The sequence below is a fragment of the Psychrobacter sp. T6-4 genome (assembly GCF_052258425.1).
Classification (GTDB): Bacteria; Pseudomonadota; Gammaproteobacteria; order Pseudomonadales; family Moraxellaceae; genus Psychrobacter.
This window is the reverse complement of sequence record NZ_JBQQEZ010000011.1, coordinates 71,356-92,546: the sequence shown is the minus strand read 5'-3', so window position 1 is coordinate 92,546 and position 21,191 is coordinate 71,356. Positions and strand designations below refer to the sequence as shown.

Genomic DNA, 21,191 nt, shown 5'->3' with positions numbered 1-21,191 from the left:
AGCTTAAAATACTAACAACAAAATCACTAACAACCAAAAGTATCTGGAACCGATATTTAAAGAGAAATACTATGAACAACCGCCAACGCGCAGGCATACTCACTGCCATAATTGGGCTTATCGCTCTAATTGCCCTGCTTAATGCCAGCACGTCCGCCTCTATTATCAACTGGCCGATGGAGGCCTACTTAGGCACTGTATTTACCATTGGCTGGCTAAGCGGCGTGCCTGATTGGTTGGCTTATATCTTAGCCATTGTGGTTTTTATTGTGGTCATCGGCATAGGGTATAAGCTTGGCAGTTGGCTCTATGGATTGGTGCGGGGTTAAGAGTTATTTGATAATTAGTATGCGATGTATAAAAAATTACTGATTAAGCGCTGCTTTAGGACTTATTGACACTACACGCACGTAATTTAAAATCATTTTTTTAATAAGGGTAAACTAAATTAAAGCTTAGTTTGCCCTTTTTTAGTAGTGTAACTTTTTTGGAATAAATGACATATCGGCGCACAATCCTGCTATCGACTGTAAGCATTTGTTAGCAAGTCAAAAAAAGTTTGTTTCTAATTCCCAACTATGTTTCAATCGCAATCTTTGTAAGATTTTAATACTTTTATCAAATATTACATATTCCGATGGGAGCGTAGGTTATGAAGGGAAGTCATTCGCCAAATGATAACTTGGACACTATAGAGCACAGCTCACGTATGCAGCGGTTTTTAAAAGGGGTGGAGTGGTTAGGTAATTTGTTACCACATCCTGTTATTTTATTCGTTTGGATGTCAGTGTTGTTATTGCTGCTCTCAGCTGTCATGTCGTACTTTGGCGTATCAGTCATTGACCCAAGACCAGAGGGCACCAGTGGACGCAGCGCTGATGGCATGATTGAAGTCGTCAACTTGTTGAACGCTGAGGGCTTGGCTCGCATCGTCGAAAATCTGGTGACTAACTTCACTGGCTTTGTGCCGCTGGGTACGGTTCTAGTTGCCTTGCTCGGTGTCGGTATCGCTGAGCACTCAGGCATGATATCGGCTGCGCTGCGAGGTCTGGTCATGAATGCCCCAAAAAAGATGGTGACCTTTACCGTGGTATTTGCCGGTATTATGTCGAACACGGCAGCTGAGCTAGGTTATGTAGTACTGATACCACTAGCAGCAGTGATTTTTCACTCGTTAGGCAGGCACCCATTAGCCGGTCTAGCAGCGGCATTCGCTGGGGTGTCAGGCGGTTATAGTGCTAACTTACTATTAGGAACAGTGGATCCTTTATTATCAGGGATTACCCAAGAAGCGGCGCGTATCATTGACCCAGCTTATATCGTTGGGGCAGAAGCCAACTGGTACTTTATGATCGCCAGTACCTTTTTGATCAGTGGTCTAGGTTATTTTGTCACCGAAAAAATCGTCGAGCCAAGCTTAGGAGAATACAACCCTAAAGATGCTGATGATGCTTCGGTACTCGAGACGCAAATCGAAAAAGTCTCCGCACTTGAGAAAAAGGGTCTACTATGGGCCGGTATCAGCATGCTCATATTCTGCTTGTTGCTAGCATGGACCATCATTCCTGCAGACGGCATCTTGCGTAACCCAGAGACGGGTCTGGTATCAGGGTCGCCATTTCTAAAAGGCATTGTGGTCTTTATCTTCGTATTCTTTGCGATACCAGGTTATATCTACGGTAAGATCACGGGTAGCATCAAGAGCAACCAAGATGTCGTCGACGCCATGAGTAACTCGATGAGCTCACTGAGCATCTATATTGTTTTGGTGTTCTTTGCTGCGCAGTTTACCGCGTTCTTTAAATGGTCAAACTTGGGATCGGTAATGGCGGTATCTGGCGCAACTTTCTTAAGTGATGTTGGCCTAACCGGGCCGTTGCTTTTGGTTGGTTTTATCCTGATCTGTGGTCTGGTCAACCTTATGCTCGGCTCGGCATCAGCACAGTGGGCAGTGACAGCACCTATCTTTGTACCTATGCTAATGCTCACAGGCTATGCGCCAGAGATGATTCAAGCGGCGTATCGTATCGGTGACTCAACCACTAATATTATCACGCCGATGATGAGCTACTTTGGTCTTATTTTGGCAGTGGCTATTCGCTATAAAAAGGACACTGGGGTTGGGACATTAATGGCAATGATGTTACCATACTCGATGGCATTTTTGATTGGTTGGACTATTTTGTTCTCGATTTGGGTATTTGTACTGGGTCTACCTGTGGGGCCTGGCGCAGAGACATTCTATCCTGCTAGATAAACTGGTTTTATCGTTACGGTAGCAGGATTAACAATAGCTGTCTGTGTAACACTAAAAACCCTTGTCAGGTCATGGCAAGGGTTTTTAGTGTTACACACTATCTACGATACTTATGAAGTAACCTTTAGCGCCAAACGTTCAAGTACCGACTGAATACCGCGCTCTTCAATAGTGCCTGTGACAAAGTCTGCGCGCTCAATCAAAGCAGGTTGTGCGTCACCCATCGCCACCGCGAAGCCAACCAGATCAAACATCTCTAAATCATTAAAACCGTCACCAAACGCCATACATTCACTAGCATTAACGCCGTAATATTGACAGACATCCAAAATACCGCGCGCTTTTGAGGCTTCAATCGGTAAGATATCTGCGCCCGTATTGTGCCAATGCACGAGCTTGAGATCGTACTTGGCAAAGTCGACTTCTTGCATCTTCTCTTGCTGATTATTAAAAAATACTGAGCACTGATAGACTTCACTGGTCTGATGATAAAAGGGGTCGACGATAGAGTTTGGCGTACGCGCATTAAACTCACGCAAGCGCTCGTTTTCATCCGACCAAGCGATATGGGTCGCTGAATCAAACTTGTGTATCAAATCGCTGGCTTGGCACAGCTCTACAATTTTGGTTGTTTGCTTATTCGACAAGGGATAGTGACTGATTCTATTATGATTATCAAAACTATATTGACCATTCATACAGATGATCGAATCGAGTACGTTGGCCTCTAGTAGCGCCAAGATATCAGGCGGCAAAATCGCTTTTGAGCGCCCTGTCGAGATGACGAGTTTGACATCAGAATGAGCTAGCGCCTCAAGCGTCGCTTGATTATGCTTAGCAATGATGCCTTTACGGCTAAGCGTATCATCGATATCAAAAAAGATGATCTTGGGTGTCGGGATTTTACTTGTCGCCCGCGCACCGCTAGCTTTAAATTCGGTAAACATAGCTATCCTTGTCTTACTTAAATTTGCGTTCTTTTAAACTTCTTTATCTAATTGCGCTAAAAACTCATTGGCATTTTTTAAGTGCTCTTTTTGCTGGTTTTTATCCATCTTATCCCACATCGACAGCAGCATACCGATACGTGGATTCTTTGCAAAAAAGTCGCGATGCACATGCATAAAGCGCCAAAACAGCCCATCCCAAATAGCCGCCCACTCGACAAGCTCGCCTTTGGACTTGACTTGATAATCACTCATTTTATTAATATAGTTACTACCGCTGATATAGGGTTTGGTCGCCATCAGACCGCCATCGGCGAACTGACTCATGCCATAGATATTAGGCACCATCACCCAATCATAAGCATCGATAAATAGCTCCATAAACCACTGATAGACCTCATCAGGGTCAAACTCACAGAGCAGCATAAAGTTGCCAAAGATCATGAGGCGCTCAATGTGATGCGCGTATCCTGTCTTGAGCACTTTTTTAATCGTCGTATCAATGGGCATGATACCCGTATCACCGGTATAAAAGCTGGGCGGTATCTTACGTTTAAAGCCCCAAAAGTTACTGCTGCGCTGTTTGCGTCCAATATACTCGTAGAGTCCGTACATAAACTCGCGCCAGCCGATAATCTGGCGGATAAAGCCCTCTAACGAGTTAATCGGAATATCGTATTCCTCGCTAATCTCAAGTGTGCGCGTCACCACTTGCTCAGGGGTGAGCAGACCCGTATTAAGCATCGGCGTCAAAATACTATGATGCAGTACATGCTCGCTTGCGACGATAGCGTCTTCATATTTACCAAAGTCTTTAAAGCGTGTCGCTAAAAAGTTCTCAAGCCACACCTCCGCCTCGGCATGAGTGGTCGGATAGCGAAAGTCAGGATTCGCCTCGCCATAATGGCTGCCAAAATTGTCCTCAACGTAGCTTATCGCTTCCTTGTAACGCTCAGTTAACTTAGGAAATTCAAGCGCAGGCGGCGTCTCTTTACGTGGGTATTTTTTGCGGTTGTCTTCATCAAACGACCACTGTCCGCCGATAGGATCATCGTCTTCATCGATAAGGATCTTTTCACGTTTGCGCGCTTGAGTATAGAAGTCATGATGGAATAGGCGGTTGTCGCGAAAAAACTCGCAATAAACAGGCAAAGGATTCAAAAACATCGGCGTTGGCGAACAATCAAAGTCAATATCAGCGTCTAGTACGGCCTGCTGGACGTACATACGCAGCCAGTCATCGACCAGATCAATACAATAAATTTTTGCAATAGCATCATCATTGTCAGCATCGTTTTTGCTGCTGACAAAGCTCGCAACCAGCTTACGACAGTCGCTGTGTTTATGGGCGGATTCAATATAATGTACAGTTTTGCCCGCGTCCTTCAAAGTTTGCTCATAAGCTTTCATACTCGCGCGGTGCAGTACTAGCTTTTGCTTATGAAAGGGATACTGGGTAAAGTACAAATCCTCTTCAATTAGGTAGCACACGTCCTGCCAAAGGCTCACATTGGCAAACAGCTGATGCGGGAAGATTAAGCTGACTTTTTTACTCATAAGTTAAGCTTATATTAACTAAGACAACTCATTATAAATGAGCCATTGCCATGTTGTAAGGTAGGGTTGTGTTACTGATTAAATGCTAAAACGCTGCGCAAGATTTTATTGTTGCCCATAACCGAAAAGACTTTTGCTTTAACCACTCTATAAATCACATGGCAAAACCACCATATACGTAAGCATTAAACCGAGTATGAATAATAAAAATGAGAGCGAGCCAATGACCACAGCGACCAACGACACAAGCCAGCAAGATCGTGACAATGATCTGTTTAGCATCACGCCGCGTCACCCTGATAGTCGCCTTGAGGCGGACTGGTTGTTTCTGTATAACAAGCTGCCGCCTGATCAATGGTTTGGTGCAGATTACGCCTACAAGACCTCAGGTTGGCTAAAGGTACATACCAATATACGCAAACGCCAACGTATATTGATGCAAATCAGCGACGCCTATCAAAACGGCGAGTTTGATTGGTCAGAGTATCGCTCGCAAATCCTTAAACGCATCAATATGCATATCCTCAAGTTGCATCAGCATCATGGGGTAGAGGACGAAGGATTCTTCCCTGAGTTTGTCAGCATGTATCCTCAGCTTGCACCTGCGTTTGAGATACTGGGTAAGGATCACGAGTACCTCAACGCGCTACTCGATGAATTGCAAATTCAAAACGATCAGCTGGCAAGAAGTGAGGTAGAGGACAAGGCGCTGGCTAAGGAATTGCACGACACGCTAGTCAAAGTGACCGATTTACTTCAGCAGCATTTAACTGATGAAGAGGATTTAGTCATTCCGATTTTGGGGCTGAGGCAGAGTTAGGGGTTGTGAAATTTGCTATTTGCGTAGGCTGGGCTTTTAGCCCAGCATTTAAATGCTCTAAACTCTTTAAAGGCATAATTCATGCGAACCTATATCAGAGATAAGACTAAAGGTGGGACTTACTTTTTGACTATGACATTGTTAGATCGCAAAAGTGATCTTCTTACAAAACATATTAACGAGTTTCGCCACGCTTATCGACTGACTAGACAAAACCATGATTTTAAACTTAACGCGATGGTATTGTTGCCTGATCATGTGCATATGCTCATTACTTTAGCAGAGGATAGCGATAATTACGCTGTCATCATCTCTAGTATAAAGACGCATTTTTCTCGTCAAATTAAAAAGTCCGCTAGTGAAACCATCAGCCACTCTAGAGTAAGAAACAGAGAACGCGGTATTTGGCAGCGGCGGTTTTGGGAACATAGAATTAGAGACGAGTTAGATTATCAGCGCCATATGGATTATATTCATTACAACGCGGTCAAACATGGTTATGTCGCGCGTCCTTCCGATTGGCAATATTCAACGTTTCAAAGGTGCGTAGAAAAAGGGTTTTGTCCGCTTGATTGGGGTGGGGTAGGTGTTGATGTGATTGAAATTGATTATGATTGATTGTTGATTTGAGAGTTATTTTTTTGGCGTAGTTTTGCTGGGCTAAAAGCCCAGCCTACGCTAGCTAATCTCGATGCTCCCAAACAACAGCAATCTTAGCACCCAACATATCTTCTAATTCTTTCAATATTTCTGAACGAATAGAAATGGCTTCATTAATATCGCTTTCAAACTCTTCATCTTCATTGTCATCTAATTGCCAAAATTTATTAGTTGCTACAAAGTCTCCAGCGCTCATCATGAACGGGCTAGTAATAATAATATCTGAATGTGTCAGTTGCAGGTTTTCAACTGCATCAAAATAGGGTTCATGTTCACATTCGATAATATTTTCGTCAAAAAGTGAAAATGCTTCTTCTTTTTGTTCATCAGTTAAAACATGGTCTTGGTCTTCGATATAAATAAAAACGTATTGTTCACTCATAATATTCTCCCAGTAAGCACAGGCTGGGCTTTTAACCCAGCTTTCTAAAAATTAAATAAATAAACCCAACTAACCAACCTCAACCCCAGTCACATTCTGAAAGCCCCTTGGCAACTGACCACCACGATTACCACGTGTGCCTGTATAGTTCGCTAAGTCCATAGGTTTTAAGGTGACATGACGCTTGCCAGCAGTAATCACTAAGCTGTCTTGCAAGCTGAGTGGGGTAATTGCTAATACTTCCTCATCGCCTTTTAAGGTAATCATTTTATTGCCCTTTCCGCGAGCTTGCTCGGGCAGATCATCGAGCGCAAATATCAATAAATATCCGGCGTTAGTAACGACAGCAACGTGATCAGGGATAGTGCTTACCGCTTCGCTATCATCGCCATTAGTCCCTGCACTGGCATCGATACGTGCGACAGGTAACAGGCGACTATCTGCAGCAAGATTGATTAGGTTTTTGCCTGATTTTTGATTGGTATCGAGATTGCCGAGTCTATTGATAAAGCCGTAACCTTTTGAGCTGGCAAGGATAATACGTTGCTCATCGCTACCCGTGAGTAGCTGCTCAAAGCTCGCGCCTGCTGGTGGTTTGAGTACACTGGTGAGCGGATCACCTTGACCACGCGCTGAAGCTAGGTTGTGCGCTTCAATACTATAGCTACGTCCTGTGCTATCGAGAACATAAATTTTCTCATTGGATTTGCCGCGCACATCGGCTTGATAGCCATCGCCTGAGCGGTAAGTCATACCTTTTGCATCCACCTCATGACCTTTAGCGGCACGTATCCAGCCTGCTTTGGACAAGATAGCGGTAATCGGCTCACTAGGTATAAGGTCGGACTCTTTAAGTGCTTGCGCTTCATCGCGCTCCATGAGTGGCGACATACGCTCGTTGCCATGCTCCTTCATATCGGCAGTCAGCTCATCGATAATAAGTGCCGTTAGGCTCTCAGGGTTGTCGAGATATTCTTGTAGTTTGGCACGCTCAGCAGCGAGCTCGTCTTGCTCACGACGCAGCTCAATTTCCTCAAGTTTCGCGAGTTGGCGCAAGCGAATGTCCAAGATAGCATTGGCCTGAATCTCAGTGAGATCATAGTTCTGCATCAAGGTCGCTTTGGGATCGTCCTCTTCGCGGATGATACGAATCACTTCATCGATATGCAGGTACGCTATCAATAATCCTGCCAAAATATGCAAACGCTTATCGATCTTATCGAGACGAAATTGTACGCGGCGCGTGACCACAGAGCGGCGACAGACTAGCCATTCTTCTAGTATTTCCTTGAGATTTTTGACTTGCGGCTTACCGTTCAAGCCAATCATATTCATATTGACGCGGTAATTGCTCTCAAGATCGGTGCTGGCAAACAGATGACTCATGACGCGCTGGACGTCAACGCGTGTAGATTTAAGTTCTAAAACAATACGGCAAGCGTTTTCGTGATCGGACTCATCATGGATATCGACGATCCATGGCAGTTTTTTATCGGTCATCAGGCGGGCAATTTGCTCTTGAATCTTGTTGCCTGAGACTTGGTAGGGCAGAGCGTCGATGATAACGAGATTTTTCTCTTTTGGGTCAACATAAAAGGTCGCGCGCATCTTATAGCTACCGCGTCCCGTCTCATAGATCGCTTGCAAGTCTTTTTTGCTAGTAATGATCTCAGCAGGGGTGGGTAGATCAGGCGCAGGTATCGACTGGGTAAGCTGTTTGACCGATAGATCGGGGTTTTTAAGCAGGCGAATAGCCGCGCGTACCACTTCATTGAGATTGTGCGGCGGGATATCGGTCGCCATACCGACGGCGATACCTGTGGTGCCATTTAATAAAATATTGGGCAGGCGCGCGGGCAGAGTGATGGGCTCTTGCATGGTGCCATCGAAATTATCCTGCCAATCGACGGTGCCTTGACCCAGCTCGCTAAGCAAAGTATTGGCGTAGGCGGACATTTTGGCTTCGGTATAACGCATGGCAGCAAAGGATTTGGGATCATCAGGGCTACCCCAGTTGCCTTGTCCGGTGATCAGCGGATAGCGGTAGCTAAACGGCTGCGCCATTAGCACCATCGCCTCATAGCACGCGCTATCACCGTGCGGATGATATTTACCTAAGACGTCACCGACGGTACGCGCGGACTTTTTGGCTTTGGCGGAGGATTTAAGCCCCAGCTCGCTCATGGCATAGACAATACGGCGCTGCACGGGTTTGAGACCGTCAGCGATGTTGGGCAGCGCGCGATCCATAATGACATACATGGCGTAGTTGAGGTAGGCTTGTTCAGTGAATTCGGCGACAGAGCGGCTGTCCATCGGCTCGCTAGATAAGATAGGATCAATAACATCAGACATAGAGTAGGGTTCGCTTTTATTTTAATGAACAAAAAAGATACCCTATCCTAAAGCAAATCAAAGCAATTAAAAAGCGATATAACACAGTATACGACAAGGCATGACGCTTGTTTTTTATAAAAGAATTTGGCTGATTGATGGTGATATAAAGGGCTACTTTGAGCAGTAAATAAGTCATATTATTTAAGCTAGTAATCGACGATACATGCAGATTGCAGATGATTATTTATTGTAAAGCTACTAGGTTTATAACAAACAAATGTATAGCCAAAAAACTTGTGAATGAGTAGGTTTTAGTAATGCAAACATTTGATTTTACTGATAAAATCAATAGAAAGACGCTTTTGCATACTGGCATAACAGTTTTTTGTGTTGAGTAGTTAATACAAAGTGTGTATGTTAAAGAACAATAGGGTAAAGAAGCACTATTTATTACCATTTTCCTTACTTATCGTTACAGGTTGCAGTCATTTATTCGCTTGCCTTAACAGGCTATTAGCGTCTTTTTGATGCACTTGTATCAAACAGGGCAGTCATATTACATTTACTAGGAGCAACAAGATTATGGACAATCAAGAAAACGTCAATCGCAACAACGATAAAGTTTGGCTAAAAACCTATGAAAAGCTTGGCATGACTTATGATATCGATATGCCAGCTGATAACACTTCACTTATTGATATCTTTGAGCAAAGTTTTGCTAAATATGGCAGTAAGACCGCTTATGTCTGTATGGGCGCTAGCATTACTTTTAAAGAAGTTGATGAGCAAAGCAAGCAAGTCGCTGTGTATTTGCAGTCGCTTGGCCTGACTAAAGGCGATAAAGTCGCAGTCATGATGCCAAACATTTTGCAACTGCCAGTATCTGTCATTGGTGTCTTGCGTGCAGGTTTGACCCTTGTCAACGTAAACCCTTTATACACGACCAAAGAGCTTGAGCATCAACTTACAGATTCTGATGCCAAAGCACTAATCATGGTCGAAAACTTCGCTAAAACTTATCAAGATATCGGCCGTGATGTGGTTGATAATGTCGTCATCACTGGTATGGGCGACATGATGGGTACGCTCAAAGGCTTTATGGTCAATACTGTCGTACGCCATGTCAAAAAGATGGTACCTGATTATAGCATCGCCAAAAGCATCAGCTTCAAGAACATGCTGAAAAAAAGCCCTGCGCGTAAATACAAGCGTCCTAATGACATTATGCTCAATGATGTTGCTGTCCTACAGTACACAGGTGGTACAACAGGCGTGGCTAAAGGCGCGATGCTCACGCACAAAAACCTCATTGCCAACTTAGTACAGAGCAACACCTTCTTAGGTAGTGCTTTTGATGAGTTCGATGCCAAAGGCGAGCAGGCTGTTATTCTGACCGCCCTGCCGCTATACCATATTTTCTCGTTTACCGTTTGCGGTATGTTTGGGATCTATCGTGGCTGCGTCTGCTTACTAGTGCCAAACCCTCGCGACCTTGATAGCTTAATGAAAGCGTATAAAGGCAATCCACCCGCCTTCTTCCCAGCGGTCAACACCTTGTTCAATGCACTGGCTAACAACGAAGAGTTTAAAGCCATGGATCATAGCAAGTTGCAGATGTCGATGGGCGGCGGTATGGCAGTTGTGAGCGCTACAGCTGAGAAATGGCGCGAAATCACGGGCAACATTATCCTACAAGGTTATGGCTTGTCTGAGACGTCACCCGTGGCTACTGCCAATCCGCTAAGCAGCACAGAGTTTAGTGGCACTATCGGCGTTCCTATGCCAGGTACTGAGATTGCCATCATCGATGAAGAAGGCAACGAAGTCGAGATCGGCGCGCGCGGTGAGATTGGTGTTCGTGGTCCACAGGTGATGAAAGGTTATTGGCAGCGCGAAGATGCGACCAATGAGGTGATGACGCCAGATGGTTATTTTTTAACCGGTGATATCGGTATTATGGACGAAGACGGCTATGTCACTATTGTTGATCGCAAAAAGAACATGATCTTGGTTTCAGGCTTTAACGTCTATCCAAACGAAGTCGAAGAAGTCATGTCTGGTCATCCAAAAATCTTGGAGTGCGGCGTTATCGGTATTGAAGATGAAAAGAGCGGCGAGATACCAAAGATTTTTGTTGTCCGTAACGATGCAAGCTTGACCAAGCAAGAAGTATTGGATTATGCGGTAGAGAATCTCACAGGCTATAAGCGTCCGCGCCATGTTGAGTTTATCGATGAGTTGCCAAAATCAAACGTCGGCAAAATCTTGCATAAAGACTTACGCGTACTCGAAGAGCAAAACACTGCTAAAGGGTAATCGCTACCCTTATCGGAACGGCTATATCTAGCGTATTTGCAAAATAACGCTAAAAAAAGACAGGGTCTCAATGAGAGGCGCTGTCTTTTTTATGCCTTACTATCAAGGACACGCATAGAGAAATCTTGCATAAACTGCTATAGTTCTGGTCATTACTTGCCTGCTATTATTTGGGGCGTATTGCACCGCTGCAGTATTATTAATTAGGAATTATTATGACAAACCATACCGATAATCAAAACGCTGACCAGAAGGCCGCAGATGATAAAACAACAAAAAATACCCAAGCAAAGCCTAAAACCACTGAATTTCCTAATATGCCAACGATACCTAGCGATCGACCTTGGCTGAGCGCTTATGAGCGCTACGGCATTGATGCCACCATCGATATGCCCGAAGATGACACGTCTATGATCGAGGTGTTCGAGCGTAACTTTCGCCGCTACGGACAAAAAACTGCCTATATCTGTATGGGCGCATCGATCACCTTTAAGCAGTTAGATAGGTACAGTCGCCAGATTGCAAGTTACCTGCAATCATTGGGGTTAGTTAAAGGTGATAAAGTCGGCGTCATGATGCCTAATATCTTGCAATACCCTATCGTCGCGCTCGGCATCATCCGTGCTGGTATGGTGCTCGTCAATATCAACCCGCTCTACACCAGTCGTGAGCTGTCGCATCAGTTGCATGACAGCGGCGCTAAAGCCATCTTTATTGTTGAGAACTTTGCAAAAACCTATCAAGAAGCAGAGGACAAAGGTAAGGTCGAACATGTCGTCGTTTGCAAAATCGGCGATATGCTCGGATCTATAAAGGGCAGGGTCGTAAACTTAGTCGCCCGTCATATCAAAAAGATGATCCCCGCCTATCATTTGCCTAACAGCGTAAGTTTTAAAGACGCGTTGAACGCAGTTTCGGCAAGTCAATACAAGCGTCCTAATCTCAATCTCAGTGATGTGGCACTATTGCAGTATACGGGTGGTACCACAGGCGTGGCTAAAGGCGCGATGCTCTCGCATGGTAATTTGGTCGCCAATATGCTACAGATTAGCGTACTGATTAATAGCGCTTTTGAAGATGATGTGAGCAGCGATGATGTGATTTTGACCGCGTTGCCGCTGTATCATGTGTTCTCGTTTATGGTCTGCGGCATGTACGGCATGTATCAAGGCTATACTGGTTTGCTGATTCCTAATCCGCGCGATCTTGATGGTCTGATAAAAGAGATGGGTAAATACAAGCCTACCTTTATCCCAGCGGTCAATACTTTGTTTAATGGACTGGTCAATAACGAGCGTTTTGCCGAGTTAGATTTCTCTAACCTAAAAGCGTCTATCGGCGGCGGTATGTCAGTGCTGACAAGCGTCGCAAAAGAGTGGCATGAGATTACAGGACTGCCTATCGTTGAGGGCTATGGTCTATCAGAGACCTCTCCAGTTGTCGCCTTTAACCCGATGACCATCGCTGAATTCACGGGTAAAATCGGCATTCCAGCGTCGAGCACCGATATCGTCCTTATCGATGATGAGGAAAACGAGGTTGACATAGGTGCACGCGGTGAGATCTGCGTTAAAGGTCCGCAGGTGATGATCGGCTATCAAAACCGTCCTGATGAAACGGCCCAGACGTTCACTGCTAGTGGTTATCTTAAGACAGGTGACATCGGCATCATGGATGAAAAAGGCTTTATCAAGATTGTCGATCGCAAAAAAGACATGATTATCGTTTCAGGCTTCAACGTCTATCCCAACGAGATAGAAGAGGTCATGACTGAGCATCCAGCGGTCAATGAGTGCGGCGCTATTGGTGTGCCAAGCGATGAGCGCGGCGAGGATCCTAAGCTATTTGTCGTCAAGAAGGGCGAGGTCACAGAAGAAGAACTACTCGATTATGGCAAAAAGCATCTAACCGGCTACAAGCGTCCACGTCATATTCAGTTCGTTGATGAGCTGCCTAAGTCAAATGTCGGCAAAATATTGCGCAAAGAGCTGCGCAAAATGGAAGGTTTGGAGTAATCATCCATACTTAATTCAAGCGGTAGTGCAGCGATAAGGGTCAATCTTGCTATTACGCCACTGCCGCGTTAGGATATCTCACTTATTCAATCACTTATAACACTGCACTTGTTATGACGTCACACTAGGAATATTTATGCGCAATGATAACCGCGAGCTGAACCAACTTCGAGACATTAGCTTTGAGCGTCACTATACCAAACATGCTGAAGGCTCCGTGCTCGTAAGCTTCGGTGACACCAAAGTTTTGTGTACGGCGAGCGTCGAGTCAGGCGTACCGCGCTGGCTCAAAGGCAAAGGTAAGGGCTGGATCACCGCGGAATACGGTATGCTACCGCGCGCAACCAATACCCGCAATCAGCGTGAAGCGGCTCGCGGTAAGCAATCAGGACGCACTCAAGAGATTCAGCGCTTAATCGGTCGTAGCTTACGGGCGATGATAGATCTAAGCAAATTGGGCGAAAATACCATTTATCTCGATTGTGATGTGTTGCAAGCAGACGGCGGGACTCGTACCGCAAGTGTCACGGGTGCTGCGGTTGCCTTAATCGACGCGCTTGAGAGCCTGCAGCGAGCCAAAAAGCTTAAAGCTGATCCTCTAATTGGTCTGGTGGCAGCAGTCTCTGTTGGTATGAAAGACGGTCAAGCCTATCTTGATCTTAACTACGAAGAGGATTCTAATTGTGATACTGATCTCAACGTGGTGATGACGCAAAAAGGCGAGTTCATTGAATTACAAGGTACGGCCGAGGACAAGCCATTTACTCGCGCGCAAGCAGATGACATGTTAATACTGGCTGAAAAAGGCATTAGCGAGCTGGTAGCTATGCAAAAGACAGCGCTTGGCTGGTAAATAATTTTGGCGAGTAAGTAGCATTTGGCTGGTAAATAGTACGGGCAGCCAGATTAAGGTTTGGCTGCTACTTTTATGATAAGACGATAGGTTCTTTATATGCTCAAGCTGACCGATGACGGCGCAAAAATCACTCTGCAAGGCGCGCCTGCTACTGCCGATAATGGGCTGTTTTGGTTCGGCTCAGCGCTACTTATCGGTGCAATCGCAGTCGCTTTGGCGATGAGCCTATTGCCAGAGCGCCTGTCTATTGGGGCATTGGCTTTGCTGGTGGTTGGTAGCTTTATCTTTAATCGCCAGCGCCAACAGCGCAAGGCGGCACAAAGCGGCATTATCAGTACAGGTACGCTATGGGTGCAGGCAGGCAAGCTTATACATGATAATCAAGGGCGGCGCGCGACCATTGCGCTTGGCATTAGCGATAAGGTGACGCTCTTTGGTGAGCAGCTACAAATATTGGACGGCGAGGGCACGCGCAAATATCATATTAGTGGTTTTGATAATGTGCAAGAGGCCAAAGCCGCCCAAGCAATACTACAAGGTCAAGCGATCACTAAGCGCAACGCTAATATCAAAATGAGTGAGCAATAGGCTTTGCGCTCTTTAACGCCGAATACTTTTTTTATTCTCTTCAATCTATTATCTTAAAACAAATCATTAGGCTCTACTCCTACCTCTTATCTGCTTTTTTACGCCTTTTATCGTCTTAAGCTTAGTAATAAGGCTTGCGATAGGCGCTATAAATGGTTTATAAGTGAAGTTAAATTATATCGACAGGGAGTGAGTCATGCCGCGTTTATCCATTTGCTTATGTAGCGCTTTATTATTGCCATTTATCACCTTACCTGCTCATGCTGATAGTATGAGTCAGCTTATTGCGCAAAAGTCGCTCTCGGTCAATACCAGTTATCAGTATCCTAGTATACAGCGCCAAGCTCCTGCGGTATTGCCCGCATTTTTGTCAGGACAGTATGACAACGTTGATAGCGAGTATTTGCCACTGCTTAGCCTTGCAGAGAGGCAAAGCAGCCCTGCTGCGCGGGAAGTGATTAGCACGGCGCGTACGATGGCGCTCAATGAGCGTACTATCGTCCAAGGCGGCTGCTGGGATTATTTAGATGCGGTGTTCAAGCGTGCTGGCGTCACGCGCGATACCGTGCATAAAGGCAAATATGGACAAGGCCCATACGCCGCGAGTCACGAGATAAAAGCAGGGGACTGGCTCTATTATATCAATCACGGCTACAACGGCGTCGAGCACAGCGGACTGTTTGTTGGCTGGACTGATAAGGCGGCAAAAGAGGCACTCATACTTAGTTACGCCGGCGAGAATCGCCGCGAGCCTGCCCGCTACCGAGTCTATGATTTGAGTAATGTCTACCAGATCATGCGCCCAACGATTTAGAAGTTAGATGTTTTTAAGCACAAAAAAGCGTCCGTATTTATTTTTTATTTAAATGAGTACGAACGCTTTTTGGTTGTCAGATTTAATATAAATTCAAAAGGGCTTTACGACGACTAAAATGACGATAATAACTAAGCCTATGACGGGCACTTCGTTAAACCAGCGCCAAAATTTATGAGTCTTATACTGCGGATTATCAACCAGTTTTTTGCGATAATAGCCGCACGCACCGTGGTAAATTGACAACAAAACCACTAAGACTATTTTGACGTGCAACCAACCTTGGGTTTTGTACACCTCCCAACCATGCACCACCATCCAAATGCCAAATATCCACGTCGCTATCATCGATGGCGTCATGATGCCGCGATATAGTTTGCGCTCCATAATCACAAAGCGGTCCTGACTGATCTTGTCCTCACTCATCGCATGATAAACGAACAAGCGCGGTAAATAAAAAATCGCTGCAAACCAGCACACCACTGAAATGATATGCGCCGCTTTGATCCAGTTAAAGTAATCTGCCATAGTGTCTGCTCGTCGCCTTTTTAGCAAAAAAGTTGTGAATTAGCGCAATAGCTTAACCTAAAGCGCCAACGGATACTGTTGTGAATTGATTGATGTCAACTTAGCAGCTTAGACAAGCGATTCGGCAAGTACGTGCGATTGATGCCCACTCATAACGTCGAGCACAGGGACATGCTTAAGTGCTCTTGGCGTGGCAAGCTGTGCGGTCAAACCCAGCTCTTGCATTAGTCTATTGTCGCTTGCTTGACTGGCATTACCAGTCGTAAGGAGCTTGTCACCATAAAAGAAGGAGTTGGCACCTGCCATAAAGGCGAGCGCCTGCTCACCATCAGATAAGCTCTCGCGTCCTGCAGACAGGCGCACATAACTGGTCGGGCAGCATATACGAGTTACCGCAATCGTGCGTATCCATTCGATCACAGACAGCTCACCCTCAGCGATTACTTTATCTCCAATAGGTGTGCCCTTAATCGGTACGAGTAAGTTGACGGGTATAGACTCAGGGGCTTTTGGCATTTTGATCAGCTCATACAGCCAGTCCACTCGATCCTCACGGCTCTCGCCCATACCGACGATATTGCCACTACAGACATTGATGCCAGAGTTGCGCACATGAGCGATGGTATCTAAGCGCTCATCATAGCTGCGCGTACTGACCACTTGCTCATAGTAGCGTCTGGAGGTATCCAAATTATGATTGTAGTAATCAAGTCCCGCTGCGGCTAATTGCTCGGCTTGATCGGCGTCGAGCATACCAAGCGTCATGCAAGTCTCAAGCCCCAAGGCTTTGACCTCTTTGACCAGCTCAGCCACATATGGCATGTCTTTTGCGCTCGGATGCTTCCAGGCCGCGCCCATACAGAACCGCGATGAGCCTGTGGCTTTGGCGCGTTTGGCCGCGGCAATTACCTTTTGGATATCCAAGCGCTTTTCTGCTTGCAGCTCAGTCTTGTCACGGTGATGACCGGACTGTGAGCAATAGCCACAGTCTTCAGGGCAATTGCCTGTTTTGATAGAGAGCAAGGTGCTGATTTGGACTTCATTGGCTGTAAAATGCTGACGGTGAACAGTCTGTGCTTGCAATAATAAATCTGTAAGCGGTAGATCAAATAGCTCAGCGATCTGCTCGCGGCTGGGTTTAATGTGTGCTGCGTTGTTTAAGCTATTGGTTGCTGCATCACTGTTTGGGGTACTGTTTTGTCTGATGCTAGGTTCTGAAATACTAAGCAATCCTGCCATGAGTGAAGTCCTTTTATTTTAATAAACGATAAGCCTGTTTTTTTGCCATAAAAAAAGGTTGCGATACCCGTAGTATACCGCAACCTTTTAAGAACACCAGAGCGCTAATCAATCACGCCAACTTTACCCTTATTTACCGATCTTGTGCTTAGCAACGCCGACCCAATGTCCAGCGAACTGCTGAGCTTTATAAGCATATGGTTTAGCTTTTTGGATGTAGGGCTTAAGCTCTTCTGGAATAGTCGGTACGATGTGTTTGGCAAGCTTATTAAACCACATCATCAAGCTATAATCGCCTTCGATACTCAAATTGCCTTCTTGAACAGCGGTCATAAAGGCAGGCAAGCTACCTTTGGTCAACAGCTTGACGCCTGTCATTGAATCTTTAAAGTTGATCGTCAAGTCCGCTTTTTCGGCATGGCCACTACGCTGACTAAACTGTCCATTATCAAAAGTAAAGTAACGAGCAACGTCTGCCTCTTCACTTGCAATCTCGATAGTCACTTGACGATCAGCCAATAGAGCCGCGACTTCTTCGTTGTCGCTATCAGCAAGCATGGACAAGCGGTAGCCAACAACAGCCAATAGCACATCTAATGGGTCAGATTTGATATCTAAAACAGGTATAGTAAACATAGATAAGCTCCTAATATATGTCAAAAGGTGGATGAGCGATAAAATGAAGCGTAGTTTACTATACTTATGTCACCCAAGTATCAACGATTAGTGTCTATTACGTCATTAGGTAAAATTAGATTGAAACAAAGATTGGGTCTGAGAAGTATAACTCGCTTGCACTACTGAAAGCGCGGGGTGTAATCATCATCGTATACAGGACTATGCTCAACATAACGGGCGGCTTTAAGCTCACGCTGCTCTTGTAAGGCTGTGCTGACATCCTCGTAGCGAATAGCTCTGTATAGCACCCACAGCCCCAGCGGCACCCAACTAATACCCATCGCCAGCACGTAGCTGTGCCACTCAGTGAGTACAAACCAGCTCGACACCAAACCACTTATCGCCTCAACCGTTAGCCAATATCCCATACCGCCGAGCAAGTACCAAAGTAGCCAGCGCTGTGAGGACAATGCTAATACCACAACCAATCCTGCCAGCAGACTCAGACCGAGTATCGTAGTGCTATTTATACTTAGTGCGTCAAAAGAAAATATAGTCAACAACATCATTCATCTCGCTTATAAAGGTGAATTTCAATAACACCATTATGAAAGCAAAACGGATAAAGAAGAAGAGTCATAAGGCGACTTTGCGACAACCGTTGACGTCTGATTTGAGCGCGCTAAATCACAACTATAGCAAAGCCAATCTTTGCTTAAGCTCGCCCGTTTTGACGTCCCCACCACGACAATAAAGATACCAATACCGCGCCTAATAGCATCAAGCTTATCGTCATAAACCACTGCGCGCCAGCAGGGTATTGCCACGGCATAACGTTATGTACCGCATCGTTATGCAAAGCATTCGTTATCGATATTTTCCACGGCCAGACTTTGACTAAAGAGCCTGCGATAAACCCTGTTAAAAGCGCTAAAGTCGCCTGATAGTAACGCGACAATAGCCACTTAAGCACGCGCGTAAACAGTAATAGACCCGTTGCCATACCAGCGACTACTGTCAATATAACTGTTATATTCATGGTGCTGACGGCCTCTAACACCGCATCGTAAGCACCAAGCAAGAGCAGAATAAACGAGCCTGAAATACCAGGCAATATCATCGCACAAATTGCGATAGCACCTGCAAAAAATAGATAGGGCAGACTAGGTGCTGAACTCAGCAGGGGCAAACTACTAACGCCAACGGCGACTACCAGACCGATAATAAATAAGCTTGCTCGGCCTATATTCCAGCGCTTGATTTCGGTCAGTAAAATAACGACCGTCGCTGCTACTAAACCAAAGAAAAACGACCAGATCAATAAGGGCTGATTGTCCAGCAAATGCTTAATCATACCTGCCAAAGCAATAAAGCTAGTCACAATACCTAAGAGCAAACACACCAGAAAAGTTGCATCAACCTGACGCCAAACGTCACCGACACCTTTGATACCGCCGCGCTGACGGAACACGCCCCACAAACTTGGACCAATACGGCTAATGGCATTGATAAGACGCTCGTAGATGCCTGATATCAGCGCTATCGTACCGCCAGAGACGCCCGGTACAATGTCGGCTGCGCCCATAGCAATGCCTTTGACATATACGCCAAGCAACTGCTTTGGGCTGTCATCATAGGTAGGATGAGTATCTAAAGCAGGGTTTAGGTTAGCGTTTAAGTGCGCGTCTGAGGTGGTATCAGTTGTGGCAGGCGGTGTGTCTGGCTGCGGTGAGGGTGATGCCGTCATGGACATTCCTTTAGGGTGGTAAGTGATCAAAGTAGGGATGAGCATTGAAAAGAGTGAGAAGTATAAACGATATCAAGTATAAACAATAAGCCAGATGAACGGTTATATCGTCCATCTGACTTATCTTTAAAAACTTGTCGCTACGCTGAACTATCGTTAAATTCGATATGGATTATGCAGGAATAAAAGCAGGGTAGCCAAGCGCGTATAGAACGCCTTCAAGTCCTGTAACATTGATTGCCGCATCAGCGCGCGCTTGTACAATAGGTTTGGCGCGGTAAGCGACGCCCAAATCGGCATCTGCCATCATCGGTAGATCGTTTGCACCATCACCGACGCAGACCACTTGCGACATAGCAAGCCCCAAGCGCTCTGCGGTATGAGCGACGATAGCTGCCTTTTTATTACCATTCACGATAGGCATCTGAACATGGCCTGTAACCTCGCCATCTTCGATATCTAAGTGATTGGCGTGTACTTCATCAATGCCTAACTGCTCGGCGATATAATGCGCAAAATACGTAAAGCCGCCTGAGACCAATACCGTATGATAGCCCAGAGCTTTGAGGGCGCTGATTGTCGCGCGCGCCCCTGTCGATAAAGTAAGACGCGTACAGATATCATCCAAGACATCTGTTGACAGCCCTTGCAACAACGCCACACGCTGCACGAATGACTCATCAAAATCTATCTCGCCGCGCATAGCCGCTTCAGTAATGGTCTCGACTTGATCGCCAACGCCTGCCGCTTTTGCCAGCTCAACGATAACTTCTTGCTCAATCAAGGTTGAGTCCATATCAAAGCAGGCTAGCTTGTGCGTGCGCAGCATATGACCGACCGAGAGAATATGACAATCAACCAGCTCTGCGCTACTGGTTTGAGTACTGCTCTCTTGCGTGCTATCGTTTTGAGCTAAACTATTTTGAGTCAAACTATTTTGAGCCAAACTATTTTGAGCTAAGTCATGACGCAGTCGAGTGGTTAATTGATCATCAATAATGTGCGCGGCGGCACTGGTCTTGGCAGGATGCATCAAAGTATCTGTGACGGGCACAAATAAATAGCGATACACTTGCACGGAGACAAAAGGCGGGCGAGCAGTCGCTTGCGTGGTATCGATATCATCGATAGCGACCTCTACAAAATGCGCTTGGGTATCCTCAGCGACAGTCACTAAGTGCCAATTAGGCTGCTCATCCACCCACGATTGCACATAGTGATGAATATCGAGCGTGGGTATGTGAAAGGGCAAAACGACGATAAGCGCAAAAACAGGAAGCGATTGCAAAGTGTCAAAATCTTGCAAGTGCGTATCTTTGGGTAAAAGTGAAGCGATAGAGTCGACGGCCTGCTGCCATGCTTTGCTGTCTTTTGGTAACGAGTAAGGTGTGTTTTTTGGCATGGCTCAATTGTCCCTTGTATGCTGATATGAGACTAGGAATAATAACAGTTTTACAGCGTAGCGCCTATAGATACGCTAAAAAGTAAAAATGATGTAAAAATTGTTTTA

At 45.6% G+C, this 21,191-nt stretch carries 19 protein-coding genes; 9 read left to right on the top strand and 10 right to left on the bottom strand.

The annotated features are described in order from the left end of the window. The first annotated feature begins 71 nt into the window (after positions 1-71). Positions 72-329 carry a hypothetical protein gene (locus ACTXGE_RS09210; protein ID WP_443543210.1) on the top strand — a complete coding sequence of 86 codons (258 nt, stop codon included), beginning with the start codon at positions 72-74 and terminating at the stop codon, positions 327-329. Positions 330-652: 323 nt separating this feature from the next. Further along, positions 653-2,257: an AbgT family transporter gene (locus tag ACTXGE_RS09205; protein WP_443543208.1), complete on the top strand. Its 1,605-nt coding sequence runs from the start codon at positions 653-655 to the stop codon at positions 2,255-2,257. Positions 2,258-2,367: 110 nt separating this feature from the next. Here the strand turns inward: ACTXGE_RS09205 and ACTXGE_RS09200 are convergent, their stop codons facing one another. Continuing rightward, the gene (locus ACTXGE_RS09200) at positions 2,368-3,204 is read right to left on the bottom strand and encodes a Cof-type HAD-IIB family hydrolase (protein ID WP_443543206.1); all 837 of its coding nucleotides are present in this window, start codon (positions 3,202-3,204) and stop codon (positions 2,368-2,370) included. Positions 3,205-3,237: 33 nt separating this feature from the next. After that, positions 3,238-4,761, bottom strand: a complete 1,524-nt coding sequence (locus ACTXGE_RS09195) for a cryptochrome/photolyase family protein (RefSeq protein ID WP_443543205.1) — start codon at positions 4,759-4,761, stop codon at positions 3,238-3,240. 196 nt (positions 4,762-4,957) lie between these two features. On the opposite strand from ACTXGE_RS09195, the gene ACTXGE_RS09190 reads away from it, so the two are divergent. Together ACTXGE_RS09190 and ACTXGE_RS09185 are read left to right on the top strand one after the other, a co-directional pair. After that, positions 4,958-5,581, top strand: a complete 624-nt coding sequence (locus tag ACTXGE_RS09190; protein ID WP_443543203.1) for a hemerythrin domain-containing protein — start codon at positions 4,958-4,960, stop codon at positions 5,579-5,581. An 81-nt stretch (positions 5,582-5,662) separates the two neighbouring features. Further along, positions 5,663-6,199, top strand: a complete 537-nt coding sequence (locus ACTXGE_RS09185) for an REP-associated tyrosine transposase (protein ID WP_443543201.1) — start codon at positions 5,663-5,665, stop codon at positions 6,197-6,199. A gap of 64 nt (positions 6,200-6,263) precedes the next feature. Here the strand turns inward: ACTXGE_RS09185 and ACTXGE_RS09180 are convergent, their stop codons facing one another. Continuing rightward, positions 6,264-6,623, bottom strand: a complete 360-nt coding sequence (locus ACTXGE_RS09180; protein WP_443543199.1) for a hypothetical protein — start codon at positions 6,621-6,623, stop codon at positions 6,264-6,266. Positions 6,624-6,692: 69 nt separating this feature from the next. Further along, complete coding sequence (parC, locus tag ACTXGE_RS09175) at positions 6,693-8,978, bottom strand: DNA topoisomerase IV subunit A (RefSeq protein WP_443543198.1); 2,286 nt, start codon at positions 8,976-8,978, stop codon at positions 6,693-6,695. A gap of 564 nt (positions 8,979-9,542) precedes the next feature. On the opposite strand from parC, the gene ACTXGE_RS09170 reads away from it, so the two are divergent. The 5 genes from ACTXGE_RS09170 to ACTXGE_RS09150 all read left to right on the top strand — a co-directional run bounded on the left by ACTXGE_RS09170 (position 9,543) and on the right by ACTXGE_RS09150 (position 15,549). After that, positions 9,543-11,276: an AMP-binding protein gene (locus ACTXGE_RS09170; protein WP_317199236.1), complete on the top strand. Its 1,734-nt coding sequence runs from the start codon at positions 9,543-9,545 to the stop codon at positions 11,274-11,276. A gap of 317 nt (positions 11,277-11,593) precedes the next feature. Further along, on the top strand, positions 11,594-13,291 hold the full coding sequence (locus ACTXGE_RS09165) for an AMP-binding protein (protein ID WP_443543243.1): 1,698 nt from the start codon (positions 11,594-11,596) through the stop codon (positions 13,289-13,291). A 136-nt stretch (positions 13,292-13,427) separates the two neighbouring features. Next, entirely contained in the window at positions 13,428-14,144 is a 717-nt protein-coding gene (rph, locus tag ACTXGE_RS09160) for a ribonuclease PH (RefSeq protein WP_317199235.1), read from the top strand. Between the two features lie 99 nt (positions 14,145-14,243). Then, positions 14,244-14,735 carry a preprotein translocase subunit YajC gene (gene yajC, locus ACTXGE_RS09155; protein ID WP_443543195.1) on the top strand — a complete coding sequence of 164 codons (492 nt, stop codon included), beginning with the start codon at positions 14,244-14,246 and terminating at the stop codon, positions 14,733-14,735. 196 nt (positions 14,736-14,931) lie between these two features. Continuing rightward, entirely contained in the window at positions 14,932-15,549 is a 618-nt protein-coding gene (locus tag ACTXGE_RS09150; RefSeq protein ID WP_435949670.1) for a hypothetical protein, read from the top strand. A gap of 93 nt (positions 15,550-15,642) precedes the next feature. Here the strand turns inward: ACTXGE_RS09150 and hemJ are convergent, their stop codons facing one another. From hemJ to serB, 6 genes are all read right to left on the bottom strand, one after another. After that, a complete protein-coding gene (hemJ, locus tag ACTXGE_RS09145; RefSeq protein ID WP_435949668.1) occupies positions 15,643-16,077 on the bottom strand; it encodes a protoporphyrinogen oxidase HemJ in 435 nt (144 codons plus the stop codon). A gap of 108 nt (positions 16,078-16,185) precedes the next feature. Beyond that, on the bottom strand, positions 16,186-17,316 hold the full coding sequence (gene bioB / locus ACTXGE_RS09140; RefSeq protein WP_443543193.1) for a biotin synthase BioB: 1,131 nt from the start codon (positions 17,314-17,316) through the stop codon (positions 16,186-16,188). Between the two features lie 129 nt (positions 17,317-17,445). Further along, a complete protein-coding gene (locus tag ACTXGE_RS09135; RefSeq protein ID WP_317199230.1) occupies positions 17,446-17,952 on the bottom strand; it encodes an SCP2 sterol-binding domain-containing protein in 507 nt (168 codons plus the stop codon). A 161-nt stretch (positions 17,953-18,113) separates the two neighbouring features. Next, complete coding sequence (aciT, locus tag ACTXGE_RS09130) at positions 18,114-18,503, bottom strand: AciT family ciprofloxacin tolerance protein (RefSeq protein WP_443543190.1); 390 nt, start codon at positions 18,501-18,503, stop codon at positions 18,114-18,116. A gap of 146 nt (positions 18,504-18,649) precedes the next feature. Continuing rightward, positions 18,650-19,681: a DUF368 domain-containing protein gene (locus tag ACTXGE_RS09125; protein ID WP_443543188.1), complete on the bottom strand. Its 1,032-nt coding sequence runs from the start codon at positions 19,679-19,681 to the stop codon at positions 18,650-18,652. A gap of 172 nt (positions 19,682-19,853) precedes the next feature. Next, positions 19,854-21,083 carry a phosphoserine phosphatase SerB gene (gene serB, locus ACTXGE_RS09120; RefSeq protein ID WP_443543186.1) on the bottom strand — a complete coding sequence of 410 codons (1,230 nt, stop codon included), beginning with the start codon at positions 21,081-21,083 and terminating at the stop codon, positions 19,854-19,856. Positions 21,084-21,191 lie beyond the last annotated feature (108 nt).

Bases quoted from the DNA above. Each gene is read 5' to 3' on its own strand.
- ACTXGE_RS09200 (WP_443543206.1), bottom strand. From the start codon at position 3,204: ATGTTTACCGAATTTAAAGCTAGCGGTGCGCGGGCGACAAGTAAAATC.
- yajC (WP_443543195.1), top strand. From the start codon at position 14,244: ATGCTCAAGCTGACCGATGACGGCGCAAAAATCACTCTGCAAGGCGCG.
- ACTXGE_RS09125 (WP_443543188.1), bottom strand. From the start codon at position 19,681: ATGACGGCATCACCCTCACCGCAGCCAGACACACCGCCTGCCACAACT.
- ACTXGE_RS09195 (WP_443543205.1), bottom strand. From the start codon at position 4,761: ATGAGTAAAAAAGTCAGCTTAATCTTCCCGCATCAGCTGTTTGCCAAT.
- parC (WP_443543198.1), bottom strand. From the start codon at position 8,978: ATGTCTGATGTTATTGATCCTATCTTATCTAGCGAGCCGATGGACAGC.
- ACTXGE_RS09165 (WP_443543243.1), top strand. From the start codon at position 11,594: ATGCCAACGATACCTAGCGATCGACCTTGGCTGAGCGCTTATGAGCGC.
- ACTXGE_RS09180 (WP_443543199.1), bottom strand. From the start codon at position 6,623: ATGAGTGAACAATACGTTTTTATTTATATCGAAGACCAAGACCATGTT.
- ACTXGE_RS09150 (WP_435949670.1), top strand. From the start codon at position 14,932: ATGCCGCGTTTATCCATTTGCTTATGTAGCGCTTTATTATTGCCATTT.
- ACTXGE_RS09135 (WP_317199230.1), bottom strand. From the start codon at position 17,952: ATGTTTACTATACCTGTTTTAGATATCAAATCTGACCCATTAGATGTG.
- aciT (WP_443543190.1), bottom strand. From the start codon at position 18,503: ATGATGTTGTTGACTATATTTTCTTTTGACGCACTAAGTATAAATAGC.
- ACTXGE_RS09170 (WP_317199236.1), top strand. From the start codon at position 9,543: ATGGACAATCAAGAAAACGTCAATCGCAACAACGATAAAGTTTGGCTA.
- rph (WP_317199235.1), top strand. From the start codon at position 13,428: ATGCGCAATGATAACCGCGAGCTGAACCAACTTCGAGACATTAGCTTT.
- ACTXGE_RS09190 (WP_443543203.1), top strand. From the start codon at position 4,958: ATGAATAATAAAAATGAGAGCGAGCCAATGACCACAGCGACCAACGAC.
- bioB (WP_443543193.1), bottom strand. From the start codon at position 17,316: ATGGCAGGATTGCTTAGTATTTCAGAACCTAGCATCAGACAAAACAGT.
- hemJ (WP_435949668.1), bottom strand. From the start codon at position 16,077: ATGGCAGATTACTTTAACTGGATCAAAGCGGCGCATATCATTTCAGTG.
- ACTXGE_RS09205 (WP_443543208.1), top strand. From the start codon at position 653: ATGAAGGGAAGTCATTCGCCAAATGATAACTTGGACACTATAGAGCAC.
- serB (WP_443543186.1), bottom strand. From the start codon at position 21,083: ATGCCAAAAAACACACCTTACTCGTTACCAAAAGACAGCAAAGCATGG.
- ACTXGE_RS09185 (WP_443543201.1), top strand. From the start codon at position 5,663: ATGCGAACCTATATCAGAGATAAGACTAAAGGTGGGACTTACTTTTTG.
- ACTXGE_RS09210 (WP_443543210.1), top strand. From the start codon at position 72: ATGAACAACCGCCAACGCGCAGGCATACTCACTGCCATAATTGGGCTT.